A 24,188-nucleotide genomic window follows, 5' to 3' on the forward strand; every position below is an offset into this window, starting at 1 on the left:
AGAGGCGATGCACCCAATAAAAAACGGCGACAGAATACTCTGTCACCGTCCTTAATCGTATCAGCAAACAGACGCAACATAATATTACATCTATTTGTATATTTTGAAATATTATTTCTTGCGATTGAAGTCCTGCTTCTCAGCTATACGTGCAGATTTACCACGGCGTGAACGAAGATAGTACAGTTTCGCACGGCGAACCTTACCACGACGAACAACAGTAATATTGTCTACAACCGGGCCATAAAGTGGAAATACACGCTCAACACCTTCGCCGTAAGAAATCTTACGAACCGTGAAGTTAGAGCTAACGCCTTTGTTAGAGCGCGCAATACATACACCTTCGTATGCCTGAATACGCTCACGGTTGCCTTCGCGAACTTTCACGTCAACACGGAGTGTGTCACCCGCACCAAATGTTGGGATTTCCTTACCTTCGGTAAGCTTAGCAATTTGCTCTTGCTCGAGCTTCTGAATAATATTCATCGTCCTTAGACCTTTTCTTCTTTATTTCGAACATAGGTCGACCAAAGATCAGGCCGGCGTATCCGAGTTAGTTCTTCACTTTTTTCAAGTCGCCATTCAGCAACCCGTCCATGATGCCCACTTGTAAGCACCTCCGGGATTTCCCGGCCTTCCCAGACCTGAGGTCTGGTATATTGCGGATATTCAAGCAATCCGCTTTCAAAACTTTCTTCATCGAGCGTGGTGGTAGTACCCATAACACCCGGCAACAATCTGACTGTTGCATCCAGCATAGCAAGTGCCGCTGGTTCACCGCCAGAAAGCACAAAATCACCGAGGCTTATTTCCTCGATATTCCGTGCCTCTAAAACACGTTCGTCGATCCCTTCAAAACGCCCACACAGTAACGTCACGCCACCGGCATTTTGCCACCTTTTGGTTTCCGCCTGATCAAACCGCCGACCTCTTGGGCTTAGATACATAAGCGGCCATTCATCCGCCGCCTCGCTTCTCGCGGCATCAACCGCTTTGCCCAAAATATCCGCCCGCATCACCATGCCCGGACCACCGCCAGATGGGGTATCATCGACAGAGCGGTGCTTATCGCTCGAAAAATCGCGGATGTCCAGCGTTTTTAACGCCCATTTCCCGTCTTTCAGGCCTTTTCCAGCGAGCGATTGCCCGAGGTAGCCCGGAAACATATCGGGAAATAGCGTCAAAACCTGTGCAGTGAAGAGCGGAGCCATTATTTTTTCCCGCTTTTCTCTTGCTCTTCAGCCGTTGCAATCACTTGGGTTTTCAGCCAATCAGCCCAATTAACCACCAGTCTGTCCGCCTTGAGGTCAATCGTTGGAATGAATACCTTACGAAACGGGATGAAGGCAAAACGCCCAAGCCCTTTCACAGGTTCATCAAGAACCACCTCAATCAGATCTTCACTACCGAAGTTTTCAACTGCGCGAACGAATCCAAGCCAGTTACCAGCCTCGTCAATAGCATTCAGGCCAATAAGATCGGCTAGATAAAACTCATCTTCATCGATCACATCATCCAGAACTTCACGCGGAACATAAAGCTTGGTTGACTTAAGCGTCTGCGCATCTTCGCGGTTTTCAATGCCGTCTACACGAACGATAAAGTCATCCTTGTGCTTACGCACTTTCTTGATTTTGATCGCTGCACCATTGGGCCTCTTCCGAAGATCAGAAAACTGAAAAACTGTTTCCTCATCATCGGTGAAAGAACGAAGCCGCAATTCACCGCGCACACCGTGTGATGCACCGAGGGCCCCAACACAGACCCAACCGTCTTCTACGCCTTGTTGTACGCGTTCATTACGGCTATTGGACATATGCTGAAGCCCTTGCTTGTTCGATTAAGATATCGAAGCGATCTTATTCTTCTGCTGGTGCAGCTTCTGCTTCTGCAGCAGCTTCAGCGGCAGCAGCAGCTTTTTCCTTGCGCTCTTCAATACGCTCAAGTGCTTTTTGGCCCGGCTTACCTTTGTTCGGGTTGTTGCGAACTTTCTTGCCTTCAACAAGACCAGCAGCTTCAAGGAAGCGTGCTACACGGTCAGTTGGCTTCGCGCCTTGACCCAGCCAATGCTTCACGCGGTCTTCAGTGAAGATAACGCGCTTTTCGTCGTCTTTTGCAAGCATTGGGTTATAGCTACCAACGCGCTCGATGTAACGACCGTCACGTGGTGCACGTGTATCAGCAACTACGATACGGTAGTAAGGACGTTTTTTTGCGCCGCCACGGGCCAAACGAATTGCGATTGCCATTTTGAAATTCCTTTCAGGGTTTATTCTTCAATCAGTTAGATAATTGTTAGTTAAATATTTGGTTACATCAGTTTGTCGAAGCCTGGTGGCAAACCACCCGGCATCCCGCCCATTCCTGGCAAACCGGGCATCTTGCCCTTTTTGCCCATCTGGGACATTTTCTTCATCATTTTCGCCATCTGCATATGCATCTTCAGAAGCTTGTTCACTTCTGGAACGCTCGTGCCTGAGCCCGCAGCGATCCTCTTCTTACGTGACGCATTAATCATTTTTGGTTGCTTACGCTCTTTCGGCGTCATCGAAGAGATAATCGCTTCCTGGCGCTTGAATATCTTATCATCCATGTTGGACTGGTTCATGGCTTGCTTGATCTTGCCAACACCCGGCAACAGGCCAAGCACACCCTTCATACCGCCCATTTTGGACATTTGTTGAAGCTGCGAACGCAGATCATCAAGATCAAATTCGCCCTTGGCCATTTTCTTGGCCATTTTTTCAGCTTCTTCCTGCTCGATGGTTTCAGCTGCCTTTTCAACAAGGCTGACAACATCCCCCATCCCGAGGATACGGCTTGCAACACGCTCAGGATGGAAATCCTCAAGCGCATCCATTTTCTCGCCAGTACCCGCAAGCTTGATAGGCTTACCCGTAACTGAGCGCATCGAAAGCGCGGCACCACCGCGGCCATCACCGTCCATCCGCGTAAGCGCAACACCTGTGATACCAACCTGCGCGTCAAATTCTTTCGCGACATTGACCGCGTCTTGACCCGTAAGGCTATCCGCGACCAGAAGGGTTTCAAGCGGCATCGTTGTATCACGAACCGCGATCACCTCTGCCATCAGGCTTTGGTCCACATGCAAACGACCTGCGGTATCAAGCATCACGACATCAAAGCCCTGAAGCTTTGCTGCGTCCATCGCGCGCTTGGCAATATCAACCGGCATCTGGCCCGCAATAATCGGCAGGGTTTTCACACCAATCTGTTCACCAAGAACCTTAAGCTGCTCTTGCGCCGCTGGTCTGCGCACGTCCAAGGACGCCATCAAGACCTTCTTTTTCTCTTTTTCCGTAAGGCGTTTCGCGAGCTTGGCTGTTGTGGTTGTTTTACCAGAACCTTGCAAACCCACCATCAGGATCGCAACTGGGGGAACACCAGCCGTGTTGATACCGCTAGCCTCGGAGCCAAGCATAGCAACAAGCTCGTCATTTACGATCTTGATAACCTGCTGGCCGGGCGTGACTGACTTAAGAACTTCCTGACCAACGGCTTTCACCTTTACCTTGTCGATGAAACTTTTCACGACAGGCAGGGCAACATCAGCTTCCAAAAGGGCAACGCGGACTTCACGCAGGGCAGCTGTCACATCCGATTCTTTCAAAGCACCACGGCGCTTCAAGCCATCAAAGATGGAATTTAATCGATCTGACAGATTGTCAAACATGCCCTTAAATCCTTTTCACAACACGTTAAAATTCATATTTTTCAATAGGTTAAAACAAGCACTAATGGCACCAGTGTGCGAACCTCGCTGACTGGTGGGTATCCCGGCAAATCAATATCGAATGCCTTTAAGGACACTAGCTAAATTGTTCTTTCCTATGGAAATTGTGGTTTGGTTACTGATTTCGCCCGATAAAGTCAAGCAAATGCTTTATATCTTAATCCGCTGACCAAGTGTAACCCGTTCGTTCTCATACCAACGGTATGGTGACGATGACGCGTCGAAAGCTTTTTCCCACTCCTCTTTTGTTGGATCTTCTACCGCACCATTAGACATGCATTTATGGCAGGTCAGTTCCAACCAGCCTTGATTTAAAGCAGTACTGTAAACTTCCCATTCGTGATCGCACGCATTTGGATCTTCTCTGAACCTTGATAAAACTCTTAACACAAAAATGGCGATTTTATCGCCAATATCTTCCCAAAAATATTTCACACGCAACAATATTCCCTCGGATATTCCGTAACCTAAAAACGCTACTAGATAATCAACATACTAAAACATACTTTGAAAACATCACCAACCACGTTACTCATCCTATATATTATTCGCGGGAACATAGCACATGCTGAATTGGGCCATATTGGGTACTGGTTTTATCTCACATCAGGTTGCTGATGCCGTGGCAATGAGCATGAGCTCAAATATTTTTGCTATTGCTGGCAGAAATATAGATGCCCTTGATGAAATGCAGGACAAATACAGTCCTGAAAAAATTTATTCTGGCTACGAAAGTGTTTTTGCAGACCCAGAAGTCGATATTATCTACATTGGCCTTCCGAACCACATTCATCACACCATGACCCAAAGGGCAGCCGAAAACGGCAAGGCGGTATTGTGCGAAAAATCACTCTGCACCAATATGGCGGATGCATCTGCGCTCATAGAATGCGTGCGAAAACATAATGTTTTCTTTGTCGAAGGGCTGATGTATCTATCCCACCCTGTCATCAGAAAGTTTGTTTCACTGCTTCAGGATGGTCGCTTTGGCACCCTCAAGTCAATCAACGGATACTATGCAGCAGATATTGCGAAATTCGCTAATCCACTTGGCAAGGGCACCTTATACAATCTTGGATGCTATCCGGTATCATTAATGCACCTGACCATCCAGACAATGTGCGGGGAAAAAGCATTTTTGAATCGTGAATTATCTGGCACGGGGAATTGGTCAGCAATTGACGGGAACCTTCAGGACGCATCAACGGCGGTTAGATTTAATAATGGTGTGCTTGCAACACTCCAATCTTCCGACAGCTATGGCCTCGCGCATCGGTTTGATGTGATCGGTGAAAATGGTACATTATCATTCATCACCAATCCATGGCTCCCGCTCGCGGGACGCAATCATATTCGGTGGGAAGGATATGATGGATCAACAGAAGATATCTATGTGGATGCTGATCATGATGCCTTTTATCATCAGGTTAAAATGGTTGAGGCGTCGCTAAGTCAAAAATCAAAAGAAGCCATTAGGCCAGCACCTCGCCTAAAGGACTCGCTTGAAATCATGGCATTTCTCACTGAGTGGGAAGCCGCCTGCCTGAAGGCAAATCAATAGTACTGTTGGCATTTTCAAACTTTCAGGGTACCCATAGCAAATGTGGGAGAGGTTTATATGTCAGAGTTAGTTAGTAAAAGAGCACGTTATCAGGATATTGGCTTAATATTGGGGCCAATTGTTTTTGTTCTCATGCTTTTGGCGCCAATACCCGCTGGCCTTACCTATGAAGCATGGCAGGTGGCATCGGTTGTTATTTTCATGGCGATATGGTGGGCAACAGAAGCAATACCGGTACCAGCGACAAGCCTGATCCCCCTAATACTGCTACCAGTCCTTGGTGTATCAACCACCAAAGAAGCTTCTAACCCTTACACTGATCCAATTATTTTTCTGCTCCTTGGCGGCTTCATTGCTGCAATGGCGATGGAGCGCTGGAACCTGCACAAACGGATTGCCTTAAACATCCTGAAACGCGCGGGCAGTCACCCCGCCGCATTGATTGGCGGTTTCATGGTCGCGAGTGCCACACTTTCCATGTGGATATCAAACACAGCGACAACACTGATGATGGTGCCTATCGCGCTCAGTGTTTCCCAAACAGTGCTTGGCACCAACGCACATGGCCATAAATTTACGATAGCTTTGTTGCTTGGGATAGCGTGGTCATCATCTATTGGGGGCGTAGGGACGATCATTGGCACACCGCCAAACGCATTTGTCGTCGGCTTTATGGAACAACAAACAGGCCGCACCATCGATTTTCTGGAATGGATGATGCTGGGTGTGCCCGTCGTTGCGTGCATGGTGCCAGCTGCGTGGTTCGTGGTTACCAAAATAGTTTTTCGTTTCAATGCAGATGAAGTCAAAGGCGGTGATAAGGTCGTTCAGGAAAAACTTGCGGAAATCAAAGGCATTTCAAAAGCGGAAATTCGGGTCGCGATTGTCTTTGGTTCCATGTCACTCGCATGGATGACACGTCGACTTTTGATAGAAATACCAGGTTTGGAAAATCTATCCAATATGGGCATCGCTATAATGGGGGCTGTTGCTATGTTTTTGGTACCCGCTGGTAATGGTAAACGCGATTTTCTATTGAACTGGGAAAGCGCTGTGAAGCTTCCTTGGGGGGTTATCCTACTATTTGGAGGTGGCCTTAGCCTCGCTGCTGCCATCAAGAAAACTGGCCTTGCTATTTGGTTAGGTGAAGGATTATCGGCACTGTCGGGCGCTCCGTTGTTATTATTAATCTTTGCGATTGTGGCGCTGGTAATTTTCCTGACGGAACTGACGTCCAACACGGCCACCACAGCAGCGCTCGTTCCCGTGTTAGCGGCAGTCGCCACCACAGGAAACATTGACCCAATTCTACTGGCTGCCCCAACTGCAATGGCGGCAAGCTGTGCCTTCATGCTGCCAGTTGCCACCGCACCCAATGCCGTAATTTATTCTACAGGGAATTTTACCATACCCCAAATGGCGAAAGCCGGTCTTTGGCTAAACATACTTGGGACATTCATTATTAGCGCAGTTTGCTACAGCCTGATTCCACTTATATTTTAATGGATCAAATATCCCACAAATCAGATGCCCCCAAGACCTCAGGACGGTTAAGGAAACTTTTGTTTGCGTTTTGATACGGCGCCAGGAATTCCTGCCTTTCCACATCAGAAAAATAGGGATATTCCATGCCGAGATAAGCACTCTCCACATGCTTTAAATTTTGATTGGAAACTTTTACCCCCGCTTCCAAAAGATAATCACCAACCTCAGCACGGTCCAATTCACGGTCACCATGAATATGGGACATTTGCACCAATTTACGCCTGAGATTGCGGCGTTTCCCACGCTTACCCTTGGCCCAACCAATTTTATTCAGCGCCCAAAATAGCTTCAAATCACGTAGCAACATACGTTCGTTAGTCTCAACCCGATGGTTAGATAAAGTGCCGTCATCAATACCCAAAAAATTAGGTACCCATTCACTATGGTCCTGACCACCGCACGCTTCCAAAGGCATGATCAGCGTGTGTGGCAGTAAACCCCTTTGCTCCAACGCATTCAAAAAAAACGACCAATCAAGCTGCTTGCGACTAAAAGAATTTGTAAACTCTGAAAATCGGGCCCCTAGCCCCCTAAACACCTGAAAAGCATATAATGATTCTACCCATTTATCCTGACGGCGCACGATCAATCGGGGATGAATATCAAACTCATGACGCCAATTGAATAGAGTGTATAAGAACTGATCCAATTTTGGGTAAGCCAAGTCAGAAGCCGATCGCATAACTGGCATAGCACCAATCAAATTTTCTTCACTGATTAAAATATGATCCTGCTCAATCTTCTGGAATTCACTCTTAAGATGTTTCTCAAGGTACATCCGTATCAAACTGTTAGGAGACGTATTTTTTACTTTGGTTAGATACCCTTTAAAACCCGTTCCTTTCAGGTCAGGCCTCGTCAAAAGTTTTATATTTTCTTCTTCCAAATCCGTTGAGTGTGCCCGAAGGAAGGACTGTAATGAAGTAGAGCCAGCCCGATGAACCCCCATATGGATAGTTAATTTCTGCATAACCAAACTATATTTCTTTTAATAAGGCTAAGATTTATTACACAAAAGCGCGATTTCGTCATGTTTGTTCTTTGAAAACTATAGACTCAGGCCTGCCACACCCCATATAAGCAGCGCATGAGTGAAACACAGACATATCAGTTTTTAAAAATGCACGGCCTTGGCAATGATTTTGTCATTTTTGATGCGCGTGAGAACGATCTTAATCTGTCGGATGATCAAGTCCGCATGATTGCAAACCGTAAACGCGGCGTTGGTTTTGATCAACTCATCTTGCTGCGCAACAGCGATCAAGCTGACGTATTTATGGAAATCAGGAATGCTGACGGATCACGTGTAGAGGCATGCGGTAACGCAACCCGCTGTGTTGGTCAAATTATCCTCGATGAAAAATCACTTACTTCCATATCAATTGAAACCGATGCCGGATTATTAAGCGCTAAAACTTCAGCACTTGGTATTTCTGTGAATATGGGGCCTGCAAACACTGAATGGCAAGCTATCCCTTTGGCAGCAAAAATGGACACATTGCAGGTCGATTTTACACTTGGCGCATTATCAACGCCGGTTTGTGTAAACATGGGCAATCCGCATGCTGTGTTTTTTGTTGATGATGTCAATGGAATCGACCTTGAAACACTTGGCCCGCAGATCGAACATCATCCCTTATTCCCCGAGCGAGTGAACGTTTCTATTGCCTCAGTGAACGGGCAAGAAATTCGCCAACGCGTTTGGGAACGCGGTGTCGGTATTACCGAAGCCTGCGGTACAGGCGCGTGCGCAGGTGCGGTTGCCGCTATACGTCGCAATATGATCGAAGGTCGCAAAGCAACCGTATTACTGGATGGTGGCCCTCTTGAGATTGAATGGATGGGCGATAATTCAGTTCAAATGACAGGAAGTGCTACATTGGCCTTCAAAGGTGAAATTGATCTGTGAGCAACAAACCTGACATTGTTACATTTGGTTGCCGCCTGAACGCTTATGAAAGCGAGGTAATGCGCCGCCATGCGGAAAGCGCAGGGCTTGATGATGTTGTGATTTTCAATACCTGCAGCGTTACTGCGGAAGCCGTCAGGCAAGCACGCCAAAGCATTCGGCGCACCAAACGCGAACGACCAGACGCAAAGATTATCGTCACAGGTTGTGCTGCCCAGATCGATCCAAAACAATTCGCTGAGATGGAGGAAGTTTCCTCAATCCTTGGCAACCAGGAAAAGTTGGAAGCCAAATCCTTTCAAGGCTTATCTCTTGATAGTGCTGAACGCGTGCAGGTCAATGATATCTTCTCAGTCACAGAAACAGCAGGGCATTTAATCGATGGGTTCGGCGAACGGGCCCGTGCATTCGTTCAAATTCAAAATGGGTGCAATCATCGCTGTACCTTCTGTATCATCCCATATGGTCGCGGCAATAGCCGCTCCGTTCCTATGGGTGAAGTGGTTGGCCAGATTAAAAATCTTGTCGCGCGAGGATATAATGAGGTTGTCCTGACGGGCGTAGACATCACGAGTTACGGCGAAGACCTTCCGGGCACTCCAACGCTCGGTATATTGACGCAGAAGATATTGAAACTGGTTCCCGACCTTCCGCGCCTTAGAATTTCATCGATCGATAGTATCGAGGTGGATGAACCACTTTATGACGCCATCATTGGCGAAAAGCGCGTTATGCCACATTTGCACCTGTCCTTGCAGGCAGGCGACAATATGATCCTGAAGCGGATGAAACGCAGGCACATGCGCGAAGATGCAATCGAATTTGCGAACAGAGTAAAAAAGGCGCGCCCTGAAATGGTATTTGGTGCCGACATTATCGCAGGCTTCCCAACCGAAACGGATGCCATGTTTGAAAACAGTCTGAAACTTGTCGAAGACTGTGATCTAACATGGCTGCATGTTTTCCCCTATTCGGAACGGGAGGGCACACCCGCCGCCAAGATGCCACCCGTCGCGAAAGCCGTTCGAAAAGAGCGCGCGCAAGCACTTCGCCGCCTTGGTGAACAGCAAGTCCAAAAACTAATGACATCTAAGATTGGTCAAACGGCAAACATTTTGATTGAACGAGCCGCGGGTGGTGTTGCAACAGGCCATAGCGAACAATTTATCCCTGTGAAGCTGACGGGTAATTTTAAGGCGGGCGAGATCGTAAGGGCGACGCTTGACCGGGTTGACGAACAGGTTATGACTGCTAGTCATATGGTATAAAAATAGACAAAGAAATCTTATGAGCGAAACAGAAGAAAAAAAGGGTTGGTTCAAACGCCTGACAGCGGGATTAAAAAAATCCTCAAACGCAATCTCAAGCGGCGTTACAGGAATTTTCACCAAACGCAAGCTGGATGACGAAACGCTAGAAGAACTTGAAGACCTTCTGATCACAACCGACCTCGGTGTTAGTGTTGCATCCCGTTTAACTGAAACGCTCGCCAAAGATCGTTATGATAAAGAAATCTCTGACGAGGAGGTTAAACAGGTTCTGGCTGATGAGGTTACTAAGATTCTTGAACCTGTAGCCAAGCCCCTCTTGCCAAACGCAGAAAATCGCCCTCATATTATTTTGATGGCTGGCGTAAACGGTGCAGGGAAAACCACAACTATTGGCAAGCTCGCCAAAAAATTCCGTGATGAAGGCAAATCAGTCATGATGGCCGCTGGTGACACATTCCGCGCTGCTGCCGTCGAACAGCTTCAGGTTTGGGGGAAGCGGGTCGGTGTGCCTGTCATCACCAAGGAACTGGGTACTGACGCAGCCGCCCTCGCCTTCGAGGCGGTTGACCGCGCCATCCGAGATAATATCGATATTCTTTTGATCGACACCGCCGGAAGGTTGCAGAACCGAAATGAACTAATGGACGAGCTTGCAAAGGTCGTTCGTGTGATCGGCAAAAAAGTACCAAACGCTCCTCATGATACTGTTATTGTTCTCGACGCAACAACAGGCCAAAACGCAGTTCATCAGGTCGAGGTGTTCCAGAAAATCGCCAATATTTCCGGCATCGTGATGACCAAGCTTGATGGGTCCGCACGCGGCGGTGTGCTTGTAGCCTGCGCCGAAAAATTTGGCCTACCCGTTCACGCAATCGGTGTCGGTGAAAGCATCGAAGATCTTCAGCCTTTTAAAGCTGATGAATTTGCAAAAGCCCTTGTGGGAGTTGCGGAAAGCACATAACCTACAACAATACTCAGGGGGAGAGATATTGTGTTGCCGCATCCATTGCTTGTCCTATTAATTGCAGTCTTTATCGCGCTACTTTTAATTCCTTTTAGGTTAATGGAACGCTCAGAACGCTTGCAACGAGCACAGCTGATAAAAAACATTAGCTGGATTCATGGAATAAAAACTAGGGTACCGCATAAAAAAGAAGATGTGAGCGACATCATTGCAATGTCAAAGCAAAATAGTTTTGATTACGCAAAAAAATACAGTGCAACAATAAAAGGCGCCTTAGCCAATCCAAATGAAACCAACCTTCAAAAGTTAGCAGAGATGCTTTATGATGAACGTAATCTTGTCGATCAACTTTGGCATGATTTAGCGCGAGGCCTTACAGATATTCATCAAAACTACCCCATTGAATTTGAAGCTCTAACCACCACAATCCTTGAAAATTCCGACGATTACATACAGCTGCATGCAGCGAAAATGCTTTCAACGGGTCGCAAACACAAAGCCGCAGCAACAGGCCGATTTTTAGATTGGCTGGCCAATCATCCAATATGGCGGAACATTTACAATACTTCAGGGCATTGAACCACTAAGCAATTTACGATAAAGCAACAATCCGTTCCCAAGTCGTCATAACATCATCAGAGCTTGTATTAATCTGCCCAATCTGAAACCTGATAACTGGACGGCCGTTTACAACTGTGCGCGTAAGGTAAGTAAAGCCATCATCATTTATCTTTGTCAGCAGCGCTTCTGTAGCCTGATCGCTTTCTTCCGCATTACCTTCAACTTTTCTGAAGGTTAAAAGCGATAGATTTGGTTTGGTTACCAGCTCAAACCCTTCCGTCATAAATATCTTTTCAGCAAGCTCCTCTGTCATTTCAATATGATTTCGGAACATGGCCTGCAAACCCTCGACGCCGTAGGAGCGGATAACAAACCACAATTTCAAGGCCCGCATGCGTCGCCCCAACTGAATGCCCCAATCACGGTAATCCGTAACGCTATTCCCCTCGCGCGTTTTTAAGTATTCCGGTAAAATTGTGAGCGTGCGCTTTAGTGTATCTGCGTCTTTCACAAAATGCGCTGTACAATCAAAATTAACCCCCATCCATTTATGCGGATTAAAAGCATAACTGTCCGCGAGTTCAATCCCGCGCATCAAATATCGGTATTCAGGGCACACCATCGCACTTCCGGCCCACGCGGCATCAACATGAAAATACATACTATTGCTGCGAGCAATCAGACCAAGCGGTTCAAGTGGGTCTGAGGCGCCGACACCCGTTGTACCAACCGTCGCGACAAGCATGGTGGGTGTAGTGCCGTTTTTTCGGTCGTCCTCAATCATAGATATCAAAGCAGACGGTTTCATCGCAAAGTCATCATCAGTCGGCACAAGCCTGATTGATGACTTACCCAGTCCCGCCATTTTTACGGCTTTCTCAACCGAGGAATGCGCCTCTGCTGATGTATAAAAAGCAAGCTTATCCGATGCTTGCAAACCGCTTTCATTTACACGCCAATCGGTCGCCCGTTCACGTGCGGCCAATACCGCACAAAAGGCCGCGGATGAGGCAGTATCCTGAATAACACCGGACCATTCCGTTGGCAGCGCCATCATGTCCTTGAGCCAGTTCATCATGGCTTCCTCAAGCTCGGTGGCGGCAGGGCTGGTTTCCCAAAGCATCGCATTTGCGCCCATAATTGACGTCAGCATTTCTGCAAGCACAGACGGCGGCGACACATTTGCAGGGAAATAGGCAAAAAACCGCGGGTGTTGCCAGTGGGTCATACCCGGAATGACAATATCCCTAAAGTCATCAAAAAGTGACTGAAATCCTTCGGCCTCCATTGGGGCAGCTGTTGGTATTTGTGCGCGTACCGCACCAGGTTTAACCTGTGAGCGAACAGGCAAGGATTTTACATCATCGAAATAATAATCCGCCATCCAATCAATAAGATCATGGGCATTTTTTTTGAAATCGTCTTTGTTCATAAGGTTGCAATCCCTGCATGCTTCAGTCAGATAGGATTTCACAATAATTATAATCAGTCATCCCGCAACAATGATTATTGACTAGATTCGAAATCACCTTGATAAGATTATCTTCATGGAAATATCACCCGAAATACTAACCATTATCGCCCTCGTATTCCTAGTGGCAGGAACGATCAAAGGCCTAATTGGGATCGGGTTACCAACAATCGCCATCAGTTTGATGTCGTTGGTGATTGATGCACGCCTCGCAATCACGCTCACGATCATTCCTATGTTTGCATCAAATATCTGGCAGGTGTACAGGGGCGGAAAAATACTGGAAACCCTTCGGAAATATTGGATATTCTCGACGCTTCTTATTATCTCTATTTTCTGTACAGCCCTGATCAGCAGGTCTGTGTCCTCTGATATTATCCTTATAATACTAGGGTCCGTAGTAACCATATACGCCATTTTGAGCTTACTTAAATGGGCACCACGTATTGCCGCACAACACGATCCACATGCCCAAACCGGGTTCGGATTGGCGGCAGGAATACTGGGTGGATTTACCGCAATTTGGGCGCCACCGCTAATTATTTACCTAACATCGCGGCAAATACCGAAGGATGAATTTATCAGAGCAACAGGCATGTTAATCACTGTGGGCTCAACACCATTATTGTTTGGCTATGTTCAAAATGGCTTATTAACACCGGAACTCGCTACGACCGCCAGCCTAATGACAATCCCTGTTTTAATCGGATTTATAGTCGGGGAATTTCTAAGAAAATATATATCCACCGCGAAATTCCATACGATTGTACTTAGTATTTTTGCAGTGATGGGAGCAAACTTGGTTTATCGTGGTTTTTTCTCTTAAAGTTCGGTTTTATCAAACCCTCCAAAAACTTCATCATCTCGATAGTCGATGCCTTATTTGCTGACGCATTGAGGTCTTCTGCAACATCAATATAAAATCTTTCATCTAACAAATACCCGGCTTCCGGATAATTAATATTCTGTCCATCTTGTTTAAAATCCTCAAGAGTGTATATTTGCAACTATGAATAATATTCTCTTTTTTGTAACTATAAGTGCTACTCTTTTACTTCCTCAGTCATCTGCCAATGCATATGCTGAATGCCCGAAACATGAAGAAGTAGAAAAGCCTCGACCCGAGTTATTCGTTTTTGTCGGTAAAAAAGTCAGCATTGAATATTTTAATCCTAACGAAAGCCTAGAACAACCTAAACAAGACGGCTCAGAAGAATGTCAAGTTGAATATATTGTGTTAGATGCTGGCTTTAAGGCGAAATACAAAGTCATTAAGCCCGTTTTTGGTAACGTTTCCTCAAAATATATCAACTTCAAATTTTATACCCATTGGGGCGAAGTACAATTGCCCAAGGGTAAAAACACCCTTTTATTTATACATCATTGGCCCAATAAAAACGTTTCAGCAAAATATTTGTACCATGATGTTCAAAAAACATATGATGGAAATTGGGGTATATGTGGAGATCCATATTTTATTCCGCCTGAAAAAATAAACAGTAAACGCCCAGATCATTACGCCTTCCGAAAACCCCCTTCAAAACTGAAATTTATTAAAAAAACCCATAAAATTCCAAAATGGGTTGAAAACGAATATATTAATGAGATGTATCCGACACAGTATTTCAAGGTCAAAGGTAGAAAGGCAAAATGTCAAGGATATGGATATCTAGTTGAAGAGCTCTTCGAAATAGAAAAGAAAGGTGCTTGGCAACTCGCTTGGCTATTTACAGATCCGAATGAAGCAAATTCAAATGCTCAGTAAAACACAATAGCATTTCATAATGACTCGATGTATAAGCCCTGCTCATGAATACAGAGGATACACATACATCACCCCACCAATCCTCAAAGGTTGGTTTCGTCTCATTAGGTTGCCCAAAGGCACTTGTGGATAGCGAACGCATTTTGACGCAACTGCGCTCAGAAGGGTATGAAATATCACCCGACTATGCAGGCGCTGATGTGGTGGTTGTGAATACCTGTGGCTTTATCGATAGCGCCAAGGAAGAAAGCCTGGGTGCAATCAAGGAAGCGATGGTTGAAAACGGCAAGGTTATTGTAACGGGTTGCCTAGGTGTCGAAGAAGGCAAAATCCGGGAGGTCGCCCCTGACGTGCTTGCGATCTCTGGCCCACACCAATATGAAACCGTGGTTAATCAGGTGCATGAGCACGCACCCCAGCCCCATGATCCATTCGCGCACCTTGTACCGCCCGGCGGCCTTAAGCTGACACCGCGCCATTATGCCTATCTGAAGATTTCGGAGGGTTGTAACCATTCGTGTAAATTCTGTATTATCCCATCGTTTCGCGGGAAGTTAAAATCGCGCCCCGTGCGCGCGGTACTCCGTGAAGCTGAAAAGCTTGTAGAAGCGGGCGTTCAGGAGCTTTTGGTTATCTCCCAGGATACTTCTGCGTATGGCCTTGACCTCAAGCACGCACCAGAACCCTGGAAAGACAATGAGGTTCGCGCTCACATGACGGACCTTGCGAACGCGCTTGGTGATATGGATGTTTGGGTGCGCCTTCATTATGTGTATCCCTACCCACATGTGGACGAGGTGATTGCCTTAATGGCGGAAGGAATAATCCTTCCGTACCTCGATATCCCGTTTCAGCATGCGTCACCAAAAGTCCTAAAGGCAATGCGCCGCCCGGCGAATGAGCATAAGGTATTGGAACGCATCCATCGGTGGCGCGAACAAGTGCCGGAAATCGTTATTCGTTCCACCTTTATCGTTGGCTTTCCCGGCGAAACAGAAGAGGATTTTGAGTATCTTCTGGATTGGTTAGAGGAAGCGCAACTGGACCGCGTTGGCTGTTTCAAGTACGAGCCCGTTAAGGGGGCTGCTGCCAACGAGTTACCGGACCAGGTGCCCGAAGATGTCAAGCAAGAGCGCTGGGAACGTTTTATGGCGGTTAGTCAGAAAATTTCCGCGAACAAATTAAAGCAGCGTGTCGGCATGGAAATGGCTGTTATCATCGATGAAGTCACAGATGAAGGCGTCGTCGGGCGAACCTATGCCGACGCACCCGAAATCGATGGGCAAGTTCACCTCACGGGCGCAATCGAATGCATTCCCGGCACGATGGTTATGGCGCATATCGATGATAGCGACGAGTATGACCTATATGGCCATATCGTGGTTGATGAAGATGATGACGACTGGGATTGGTAGCACCTAATAGGTGTCGAAATCATAGCGACACTTTGTTATCAATATAATACTCGAGGTATTATTGATGAGGCTATTTCTAGCGCCAAACGGCGCTAGACAGAAGTATAACCTTCTTTTCAATTATCAGATATTCTGTGAGCTAACTTCCTAACTGATAGGGTCCACCGCGTTCAACCGCGCGCTTATAGGCATCACGCGCCTGCATGCGCTCAACAAACGCCAGTAGGTTTGGTGCTGCAGCAAGACCACCATTAACGTTCGCGGCCTCAAGGATAAATGTGATATGCACATCAACACCTGTTAAATGGTCACCACAAAAATACTCATTAGCGCCGAGACCTGTTGCCATATAGGTCATGTTATTCATGATCTCGCTCATGATACGCGGACGCAGCGGCTCTGCAGCATCACCAAGCCGACTGGTATATAGCGCCAGCATTAAAGGCAACATTGCAGACCCTTCAACATAATGAAGCCATTCATTGTATGTTTCATAGCCTGCGTCGCCGGGCGCAGGGCCAAACTTGCCTTGCCCATATGTACGCACCAAATAATCAATGATCGCTCCTGATTCCGCAATTTTAATATCACCATCCTCAAGCACTGGCGACTTACCAAGAGGATGCGCTTCTTTTAAACTTTCAGGGGCTAACCTTGTTTCCAGGTCACGGGTGTAATGAACGATTTCATAATCAACGCCTAATTCTTCAAGCATCCAGAGGATACGCTGGGAACGGCTATTGTTCAGATGGTGGACTTTAATCATAAAATTTCCAGACTAAGTTACAGATTAAAAATTAACTTTGGGTGGCGCGAGTTTTTTTATCTCTTCTTCGCTCGACAGCACAAAAATTGCCAAGGCACGCCGCTCTGCTTCAGATAAAGCTTCATATGACGGCATCGGGCCCGGTGGGTTTAAAAACAAATCTTGCATAGTTTCTAGTGTGTATCGCTCCTTAAGGTCTTCAAGCTTTTTAACTTGAACGCCTTCTGTCGCACCGTCCACATGGCAGGTAGCACAGCCGTTAGAATTAAAAATAAGCGCTCCCGCTGCTTTGTTGGTTGCCAACTCAGTTGGCTCAATGCTGGCAAGTGGATTTTTTGGCGGAACAATAATTTCTACGCCCGGAAAGCCAACGGCAACATCACCAAATCCTACACGGTAAATCATCCCTGCATAATCATCTGAAATATAAATGGCGCCATCTGGTCCTTGTTCAATATCAACAGGCCGGCCAATTACGTCCTCGTTCAATTCAAATCCGCTTAGAAAATCCTTTTCAGTGACAGCACCATCATCATCAAAATGAAGGGACACGACTTTGTAACCGACCAACTTGGAACTATTCCAGGAACCATGAAGCGCGGCCAGTGCCGTGTTTTGATACTCGTTTGGGGTGTTAGGTGACTTCAGGAACTTGATACCAAGCGGAGCACGGTGCGCGCCAAAACCATGAACGGGCGACAATGAGGCAGAAACCTTCGCAGGGTTTTCAATCCCATAATCCGGGTCTGGTGTACGATTATCGTAAGCATAGGGCCAGCCATAATCACCTCCTTCTTCCACCAGGTTAACTTCACAATTCGGCGTATCATCACCCAACAGATCGCGCCCATTATCTGTCGCGAAAAGGCCACCTGTTTCAGGATGCCAATCAAAACCAACGCTATTTCTAAGCCCTGTGGCAAAGGTGCGCGCACCGGATCCATCAGCATTCATCTGTAGCATCTCGGCGCGGTAAGGTTCTTCTTCAATACATACATTGCAACTTGAACCAACGGTGACATACAGCATACCTGCTTCGTCAAACCCAATTGTCCGTGTACGGTGATTACCCCCTGATGGCATACCAGTAAAAATCACCTCGATTGTGCCTAATTCACGCTTATCAGCATCATAAATCCCGCGAATAATCTGTGTTTCTTCTGCGATGTACAAATAGTCATCCCAGAACGCCACACCGTGCGGGGCATTTAAGCCGCTAAGCAGTAAACTTCGCCCATCAGAGACACCGTCACCGTTCCCATCACGGTGAAGCAAAAATACTGATCCTGTTCGATTACTCGTGACCACAATATCACCGGTTTTGGTCATACGCATCATACGGGCATTAGGAACGTCACGAGCAAAAACACCGACTTGAAACCCTTCAGGAACTTTCAATCTCGCCTTCAACGTTTCTGCTTCAGGTGCTTCGATTTGCCTACCGAGTATCATATCCAAAAGCGGGCCATTCACTGTTGGTTTCAAATACCAACCAACCCCAGCAAGTACAGCTATTAATAAGAAAATCCCGATCAGAATTTTTTTGAGCATATCCCAACCCTAGCGCAAATTATCAATGTTTATCATACTGCCATTCTCAACAAGATGCGCAAGTATTAATTGATGTCATTACTGTTACCGTCATCTGATCTAATACAAGGGTTGATCAAGATCTATATTATTGCCAAACTCTCACGAAGGGAGCCTGTATATGAATCGCCGTAACGTATTGAAATCAATCGCTGTTGCAAGCCTATCCACAATCAGCGGGGCAACACTAGCAAATTCCCAACATAAACCAATTCATCAAATGCCTGAGCGATTGAAGGCTGGTGATACCATACGCCTCATAGCACCAGCAGGGGTTATATATGAAAAGGTTCGTATCGACATCGCAATGGAAAATATGCGCGCCCTTGGCCTCAATCCTACACTCGGTGCCCATGTTCATGACAGGTTTGGATATTTTGCCGGCACAGACGAAGACCGGGCACAGGATATTATGGACGCTTTTCTTGATCCTAACGTGAAGGGTATTTTTGCCCTTGTTGGCGGATGGGGGTCGGCCCTTACATTACCCTATCTGAATTTTGATCAGATCAGGAAAAACCCAAAGATCATTATGGGGTATAGTGATGTGACCGCCCTTCTAAACGGTATTTCAGCCAAAACTGGCCTTATTACATATCACGGCCCCAACGCCACCTCACGGTGGAACAGCTTCACAACGGAAAGCGCGAAAAGTGTTTTGTTCGACGGAAACAGTCCTGATTACTCCACACCTCAGCGCACAGGCGACGCGCTAACAGTGCATAATAATCGAATACAAACCATTGAACCGGGAACGACAACCGGCCAATTGATCGGCGGTAATTTAACCGTTTTCACAAGCCTTGTTGGAACACCCTATTTGTCTGATATGAAAGGTAAATTACTGTTTCTTGAAGAAATTGGAGAATCGATTTACCGTGTAGATCGTATGCTGTCCACGCTCAAGCTAGCAGGTATTCTTGACCAAGTCTCCGGCGTCATTTTGGGAGGATTTACACGCGTTGATCCAGACGGTGATGGATTTGGAAATTTTGCCTTAATGGATGTGTTTGAGCGATATTTTAAAGGAAATGGTAAGCCCACTTATTATGGTGCACTATTCGGCCACATTGATGAAAAACACACTATTCCAATAGGCCAGAATGCTTCGATGAATGCCAGTAAAGGCTCTTTTCAACTGAAATAAAAACGGGGCCATAAAGCCCCATTCTCTATATTCCATATAGTTTTGGAATTTTACTCAACTGTCCAGGTTTCACCTGAGTACATCATATCCTTAAGGCTGCGCTTACCTTTATACGCATTCACCTGTTCGATCACAGCTTCAGTGTATGATTGTTCAGCCTGTTCAGCATATAACACACCCATCGCCATCGGCTCACCGGGTTTACCGCCAAGCTCAGCAAGCATACGGGCAAGTTGAAGATTGCTTTCATCATGAACCAAAACATCATCTTCAGTGATTCCATTTTCGCCAACAGTCACAATCTCAAGCGCGAATGTAGACGCGTTAAAGCGAACCCCTTTGTTGCGCTCTTTTCCGAAAATCATGCGCTCGCCATTTTCCAACAGAAGCTGAGCATCAGCCGCAACCGCCTTATCGGTGACATTGGCCCATGTTGCATCATTATAAACGATACAGTTTTGCAGGATTTCAACAAAACTAGCACCCTTGAAACCGTGTGCGCGGGTAAAGACACCAGGCATATGCTTTTGTGCTGTATCAACAGTACGGGCTACAAAGCGTGCACCAGAACCTAAAGCAAAGCTGATTGGGTTAAGTGCCGGGTCGATTGAACCTTGTGGTGTGGACGGTGATTTGGTGCCCACATCCGATGTTGGTGAATATTGCCCCTTAGTCAGACCATAAATCTTGTTGTTGAAAAGCAAGATATTGATATCCACGTCACGGCGAAGAGAGTGCATCAAATGGTTACCACCAATTGATAATCCGTCACCATCACCTGTGATCAACCATACATCCAGATCAGGGTTCGCCAGTTTAAGCCCCGTTGCGACCGATGGCGCACGCCCGTGAATAGTATGGAAGCCATACGTGTCCATATAATATGGGAAACGGCTAGAACACCCAATGCCCGAGACAAATACAGTATTTTCGCGTGTTGCCCCAAGCTCCGGTAGTGTGCGCTGCATGCATTTCAAGATCGCATAATCACCACAACCCGGGCACCAACGGACTTCCTGATCACTTGTGAAGTCTTTCGCTGTTAATTTCACAATATCGTTCATTATGCTGCTCCTTCTTGCAGCGCCTCAGCGCCGAGTTCAGCGCGAATAGCATCAAGAATTTCCTGAATCTTAAATGGCTGACCAGAAACTTTGTTAAATGGCTTCGCATCCAACAAATATTTATCCCGAAGAACAGTTTTTAACTGGCCATTATTCATTTCTGGCACCATCACATTCTCATAACCTGATAATAATTCACCGAGGTTAGCCGGGAACGGATGGATATAACGAAGGTGAACATGACTTACATCAAGGCCGTCAGCGCGTGCTGCCTTAACCGCCTGTGAGATCGGGCCGTATGTTGATCCCCAACCAACAAGCACAAGCTTACCGCGCTCGTTACCCTGATCAACAGTCTGAAGCGGAATATCATTGGCAATACCATTGATTTTTGCTTCGCGCGTATCCGTCATCTTCTGGTGGTTATCCGGGTCATAAGAAATATGGCCCGTATCATAGCTTTTCTCGATGCCACCAATTCGGTGCTCACAGCCCGGAGTACCTGGACGCGCCCAGTTCCGTGCTAATGTTGTTTCATCACGCTTGTAAGGATTAAAGGTTTCGCCCTCAGCAGGGGTGCCTGTAAATTCAACATTGAAAGGCTCCATGCTATCCAAATCAGGCAATTTCCATGGTTCTGCGGCATTCGCGATAAACCCATCAGTCAGCAACATAACAGGTGTCATATACTTGACTGCCAAACGGCAGGCTTCAATAGCAACCTCGAAACAGTCACCAGGACTACGGGTTGCAACAACTGGCATTGGAGCGTCGCCGTTGCGGCCATAAACAGCCTGATACAAATCAGATTGCTCTGTCTTTGTTGGCAGGCCAGTGGAAGGTCCACCACGTTGACTATTAATAATCACAAGTGGCAATTCAGTTGAGATCGCGAGGCCCATCGCCTCACCTTTAAGCGCAATACCAGGACCCGATGATGATGTTACACCAAGCGCACCGCCGAATGACGCACCAATAGCTGCACAAACTGCTGCGATTTCATCCTCAGCCTGGAAGGTTACGACACCCATTTCTTTCATACCGGAAAGCGCATGCAAAATTGGCGACGCTGGCGTAATCGGATAAGAACCAAGTACAATTTGCAATCCAGCGAGTTCAGCACCTTGTGCCATACCCCAAGAGAGTGCCTGCGAACCCGTAACGGTACGATAAAGGCCCGCATCTGTTTTCTTCGCACCAATTTGATAGCGTTTCACTGCCGCAGATAATTCAGCCGTTTCCGCAAATGCGTGGCCGGCGTTCAAGGCTGCGATATTTGAATTTGCGATCTCTGGTTTTTTTGCAAATTTTTTCTCAAGCCACGCCTGAACTGGCGCACGGTCACGGGAGAACATCCAGAGCATCATGCCCAGCGTCCACATATTTTTACAACGCAGTGCTTCCTTGTTACCAAGGCCAAACTCTTTCACCGCCTCTAGCGTCATTTTAGAGACATCAATTTCGATAGTCTGAAAGTCTTCTAATGAACCGTCTTCCAGTGGGTTAGCGTCATAACCAGCTTTTTGAAGATTCCGCTTGGTGAAACTGCCTGTATCAACAACCAGCAAACCACCTTTTCTGAGGTTATTGATATTAACCTTCAGCGCAGCTGGGTTCATGGCGACCAAGACATCAGGCGCATCACCCACCGTCTTAATTTCACGCGCACCAAAATTGATCTGAAACGCAGAGACACCAAATGTTGTACCAACAGGCGCCCGGATTTCTGCCGGGAAATCAGGAAACGTTGCAAGGTCACTTCCTGAAAGTGCTGTCGATGTTGTGAACTGGCTACCAGTAAGCTGCATGCCGTCGCCGCTATCGCCCGCAAAGCGAACAACCGCTGATTCAAGAACCTGTATGTCTGAACCCATATCTATATTCCTTAAGACCCTATGTCGGATCGTATCTTATACTCTTGATCGATTTCGACGTCTTATTACATTTAATAAAGTCAAAAGACTAAGCAAAATTTCTTGTGTTGCTGTGAAATTTCGCTTGTCTATTTATATTATAGCATTCTTTAAAATTTAGCTGTCTCGCGGCGTTCGCATCAAAACAAACTCTTCCGCGCTTGATGGATGCACGGCAACCGTAGCATCAAATTGCGCTTTCGTAAGTTCTGCTTTCACCGCAATCCCAATTCCCTGAATAATTTCAGCAGAATCCAGTCCAATCATGTGTGCGCCCACAACCTTATCCGTTGCCTTATCAACAATCAGCTTTGTAAATGCACGCTCGCTTGACCCGCCAAGGGTATGCTTCATTGGACGAAAATCAGAAACAAAAACATCAATATCGCCGTATTTTTCCTTGGCCTCTGCTTCTGACAAACCAACTGTACCGATTGGTGGCTGCGAAAACACAGCTGTCGGAATTGCATCATGCTCGGGTGATGTTGGCATGTTACCAAATTCGGTTAAAGCAAAGGCGTGGCCTTCCTTGATCGCAACAGGCGTCAATTGAACGCGGTCAGTTACATCACCGACTGCAAAAATGCTTTCAACATTCGTGCGGCCATAGGCATCGACCTTTATCGCACCGTTTGGCGCAGTTTCAACACCAGCAGTCTCAAGCCCCAAACCATCGGTTTTTGGCGCGCGGCCTGTAGCATACATCACCTGATCTGCGTCAAGAGTTGATCCATCAGTCAGCGTTAACTTAACACCAGTATCTGTTTTCTCGATTGCAGTGATATTCGTATTCAATCGAAGGTCAATGCCTTTGGCGGTCATTTCTTTCGATAATCGTTCGCGGATATCATCATCAAAACCACGCAAAATCTGCTCGCCGCGATACAGCTGAACAACTTCGCTGCCCATTCCATTGAAAATACCAGCAAATTCAACAGCAATATAGCCCCCACCCACAACAACAATGCGCTTAGGCTGTTCTTCAAGGTGTAGAGCCTCATTTGATGTAATGGCATGTTCAATACCTGGCACATCAGGCATTGTCGGCCAACCGCCAACAGCAACAAGAATTTTACCAGCCGTATATGTTTTATCACCCACACGGACAGTGTTCGGTCCTTCGATCGTAGCGCGTCCTTCGATCATCTCTACACCGGCGTTTCCAAGTGTCTGGATATAAAGGCCATTTAGGCGGTCAATTTCTTTGTCTTTTGTGGCTATCAGTTTTTTCCAGTCAAAGCTTGTTTCCCCGACACTCCAACCATATCCTTCTGCACTTTCAAAATCCTCAGAGAAATGAGAAGCGTAAACAAGCAATTTCTTAGGAACACAGCCCCGTATTACACAGGTTCCACCAATTCTATATTCTTCTGCAACAGCAACACGAGCACCAAAACTCGCGGAAATGCGGCTAGCGCGTACACCACCAGAGCCAGCGCCAATTACAAAAAGATCAAAATCAAAGTCGCTCATAGAAATTCCATTCATCGTG

General features: G+C 46.7%; 23 protein-coding genes. 10 read left to right on the plus strand and 13 right to left on the minus strand.

From position 1 onward, the window contains the following. Positions 1-111 precede the first annotated feature (111 nt). From rplS to KFF44_RS14855, 6 genes are all read right to left on the minus strand, one after another. Entirely contained in the window at positions 112-486 is a 375-nt protein-coding gene (rplS, locus tag KFF44_RS14830; RefSeq protein WP_255935565.1) for a 50S ribosomal protein L19, read from the minus strand. Positions 487-491: 5 nt separating this feature from the next. Beyond that, positions 492-1,211, minus strand: a complete 720-nt coding sequence (gene trmD, locus KFF44_RS14835; protein ID WP_255935566.1) for a tRNA (guanosine(37)-N1)-methyltransferase TrmD — start codon at positions 1,209-1,211, stop codon at positions 492-494. Beyond that, positions 1,211-1,816, minus strand: a complete 606-nt coding sequence (gene rimM, locus KFF44_RS14840) for a ribosome maturation factor RimM (RefSeq protein WP_255935567.1) — start codon at positions 1,814-1,816, stop codon at positions 1,211-1,213. Before rimM ends, trmD begins: the two co-directional genes overlap by 1 nt. Before the next feature lie 43 nt (positions 1,817-1,859). Then, a complete protein-coding gene (rpsP, locus tag KFF44_RS16250) occupies positions 1,860-2,249 on the minus strand; it encodes a 30S ribosomal protein S16 (protein WP_370691118.1) in 390 nt (129 codons plus the stop codon). 62 nt (positions 2,250-2,311) lie between these two features. Further along, entirely contained in the window at positions 2,312-3,694 is a 1,383-nt protein-coding gene (ffh, locus tag KFF44_RS14850; protein ID WP_255935569.1) for a signal recognition particle protein, read from the minus strand. A 210-nt stretch (positions 3,695-3,904) separates the two neighbouring features. Next, positions 3,905-4,195 (minus strand): hypothetical protein, encoded by a 291-nt coding sequence (locus KFF44_RS14855; protein WP_255935571.1) that lies wholly within the window; start codon positions 4,193-4,195, stop codon positions 3,905-3,907. 124 nt (positions 4,196-4,319) lie between these two features. Here KFF44_RS14855 and KFF44_RS14860 point away from each other — a divergent pair, with 124 nt between their 5' ends. Beyond that, positions 4,320-5,315 (plus strand): Gfo/Idh/MocA family protein, encoded by a 996-nt coding sequence (locus tag KFF44_RS14860; protein ID WP_255935573.1) that lies wholly within the window; start codon positions 4,320-4,322, stop codon positions 5,313-5,315. Positions 5,316-5,372: 57 nt separating this feature from the next. Then, complete coding sequence (locus tag KFF44_RS14865; RefSeq protein ID WP_255935575.1) at positions 5,373-6,818, plus strand: DASS family sodium-coupled anion symporter; 1,446 nt, start codon at positions 5,373-5,375, stop codon at positions 6,816-6,818. Between the two features lie 4 nt (positions 6,819-6,822). On the opposite strand, the gene KFF44_RS14870 is transcribed toward KFF44_RS14865, so the two are convergent. Continuing rightward, positions 6,823-7,830, minus strand: a complete 1,008-nt coding sequence (locus tag KFF44_RS14870) for a hypothetical protein (protein WP_255935577.1) — start codon at positions 7,828-7,830, stop codon at positions 6,823-6,825. Positions 7,831-7,947: 117 nt separating this feature from the next. Here KFF44_RS14870 and dapF point away from each other — a divergent pair, with 117 nt between their 5' ends. From dapF to KFF44_RS14890, 4 genes are read left to right on the plus strand one after another with little or no spacing between them, the layout of a single operon-like run. Continuing rightward, positions 7,948-8,769, plus strand: coding sequence for a diaminopimelate epimerase (gene dapF, locus KFF44_RS14875; protein WP_255935584.1), 822 nt, complete (start codon positions 7,948-7,950; stop codon positions 8,767-8,769). Continuing rightward, a complete protein-coding gene (gene mtaB, locus KFF44_RS14880) occupies positions 8,766-10,037 on the plus strand; it encodes a tRNA (N(6)-L-threonylcarbamoyladenosine(37)-C(2))-methylthiotransferase MtaB (protein ID WP_255935592.1) in 1,272 nt (423 codons plus the stop codon). Before dapF ends, mtaB begins: the two co-directional genes overlap by 4 nt. Before the next feature lie 19 nt (positions 10,038-10,056). Then, a complete protein-coding gene (gene ftsY, locus KFF44_RS14885) occupies positions 10,057-11,001 on the plus strand; it encodes a signal recognition particle-docking protein FtsY (protein ID WP_255935596.1) in 945 nt (314 codons plus the stop codon). Between the two features lie 30 nt (positions 11,002-11,031). After that, positions 11,032-11,583: a hypothetical protein gene (locus KFF44_RS14890; RefSeq protein ID WP_255935597.1), complete on the plus strand. Its 552-nt coding sequence runs from the start codon at positions 11,032-11,034 to the stop codon at positions 11,581-11,583. Positions 11,584-11,596: 13 nt separating this feature from the next. On the opposite strand, the gene KFF44_RS14895 is transcribed toward KFF44_RS14890, so the two are convergent. Further along, complete coding sequence (locus KFF44_RS14895; RefSeq protein ID WP_255935598.1) at positions 11,597-12,997, minus strand: pyridoxal-dependent decarboxylase; 1,401 nt, start codon at positions 12,995-12,997, stop codon at positions 11,597-11,599. A 115-nt stretch (positions 12,998-13,112) separates the two neighbouring features. Here KFF44_RS14895 and KFF44_RS14900 point away from each other — a divergent pair, with 115 nt between their 5' ends. The 3 genes from KFF44_RS14900 (at position 13,113) to rimO (ending at position 16,216) form a co-directional block, all read left to right on the plus strand. Continuing rightward, positions 13,113-13,862, plus strand: a complete 750-nt coding sequence (locus KFF44_RS14900) for a sulfite exporter TauE/SafE family protein (RefSeq protein WP_255935599.1) — start codon at positions 13,113-13,115, stop codon at positions 13,860-13,862. Between the two features lie 183 nt (positions 13,863-14,045). Further along, positions 14,046-14,801 carry a hypothetical protein gene (locus KFF44_RS14905; RefSeq protein WP_255935600.1) on the plus strand — a complete coding sequence of 252 codons (756 nt, stop codon included), beginning with the start codon at positions 14,046-14,048 and terminating at the stop codon, positions 14,799-14,801. A 44-nt stretch (positions 14,802-14,845) separates the two neighbouring features. Continuing rightward, positions 14,846-16,216 carry a 30S ribosomal protein S12 methylthiotransferase RimO gene (gene rimO / locus KFF44_RS14910; RefSeq protein WP_255935601.1) on the plus strand — a complete coding sequence of 457 codons (1,371 nt, stop codon included), beginning with the start codon at positions 14,846-14,848 and terminating at the stop codon, positions 16,214-16,216. Positions 16,217-16,355: 139 nt separating this feature from the next. Here the strand turns inward: rimO and KFF44_RS14915 are convergent, their stop codons facing one another. Then, a complete protein-coding gene (locus tag KFF44_RS14915) occupies positions 16,356-16,982 on the minus strand; it encodes a glutathione S-transferase family protein (RefSeq protein ID WP_255935602.1) in 627 nt (208 codons plus the stop codon). A 24-nt stretch (positions 16,983-17,006) separates the two neighbouring features. Then, positions 17,007-18,533: a PQQ-dependent sugar dehydrogenase gene (locus KFF44_RS14920; protein WP_255935603.1), complete on the minus strand. Its 1,527-nt coding sequence runs from the start codon at positions 18,531-18,533 to the stop codon at positions 17,007-17,009. A gap of 160 nt (positions 18,534-18,693) precedes the next feature. Here KFF44_RS14920 and KFF44_RS14925 point away from each other — a divergent pair, with 160 nt between their 5' ends. Next, on the plus strand, positions 18,694-19,719 hold the full coding sequence (locus KFF44_RS14925; protein WP_255935604.1) for an LD-carboxypeptidase: 1,026 nt from the start codon (positions 18,694-18,696) through the stop codon (positions 19,717-19,719). A 50-nt stretch (positions 19,720-19,769) separates the two neighbouring features. On the opposite strand, the gene KFF44_RS14930 is transcribed toward KFF44_RS14925, so the two are convergent. From KFF44_RS14930 to gor, 3 genes are all read right to left on the minus strand, one after another. Further along, on the minus strand, positions 19,770-20,783 hold the full coding sequence (locus KFF44_RS14930) for a 2-oxoacid:ferredoxin oxidoreductase subunit beta (protein ID WP_255935606.1): 1,014 nt from the start codon (positions 20,781-20,783) through the stop codon (positions 19,770-19,772). Then, positions 20,783-22,657, minus strand: coding sequence for a 2-oxoacid:acceptor oxidoreductase subunit alpha (locus KFF44_RS14935; protein WP_255935608.1), 1,875 nt, complete (start codon positions 22,655-22,657; stop codon positions 20,783-20,785). Before KFF44_RS14935 ends, KFF44_RS14930 begins: the two co-directional genes overlap by 1 nt. A gap of 156 nt (positions 22,658-22,813) precedes the next feature. Beyond that, on the minus strand, positions 22,814-24,169 hold the full coding sequence (gor, locus tag KFF44_RS14940; RefSeq protein WP_255935610.1) for a glutathione-disulfide reductase: 1,356 nt from the start codon (positions 24,167-24,169) through the stop codon (positions 22,814-22,816). Between the last annotated feature and the right edge of the window lie 19 nt (positions 24,170-24,188).

The sequence above is a fragment of the Kordiimonas sp. SCSIO 12610 genome, from assembly GCF_024398015.1.
Lineage (GTDB): Bacteria > Pseudomonadota > Alphaproteobacteria > Sphingomonadales > Kordiimonadaceae > CANLMI01.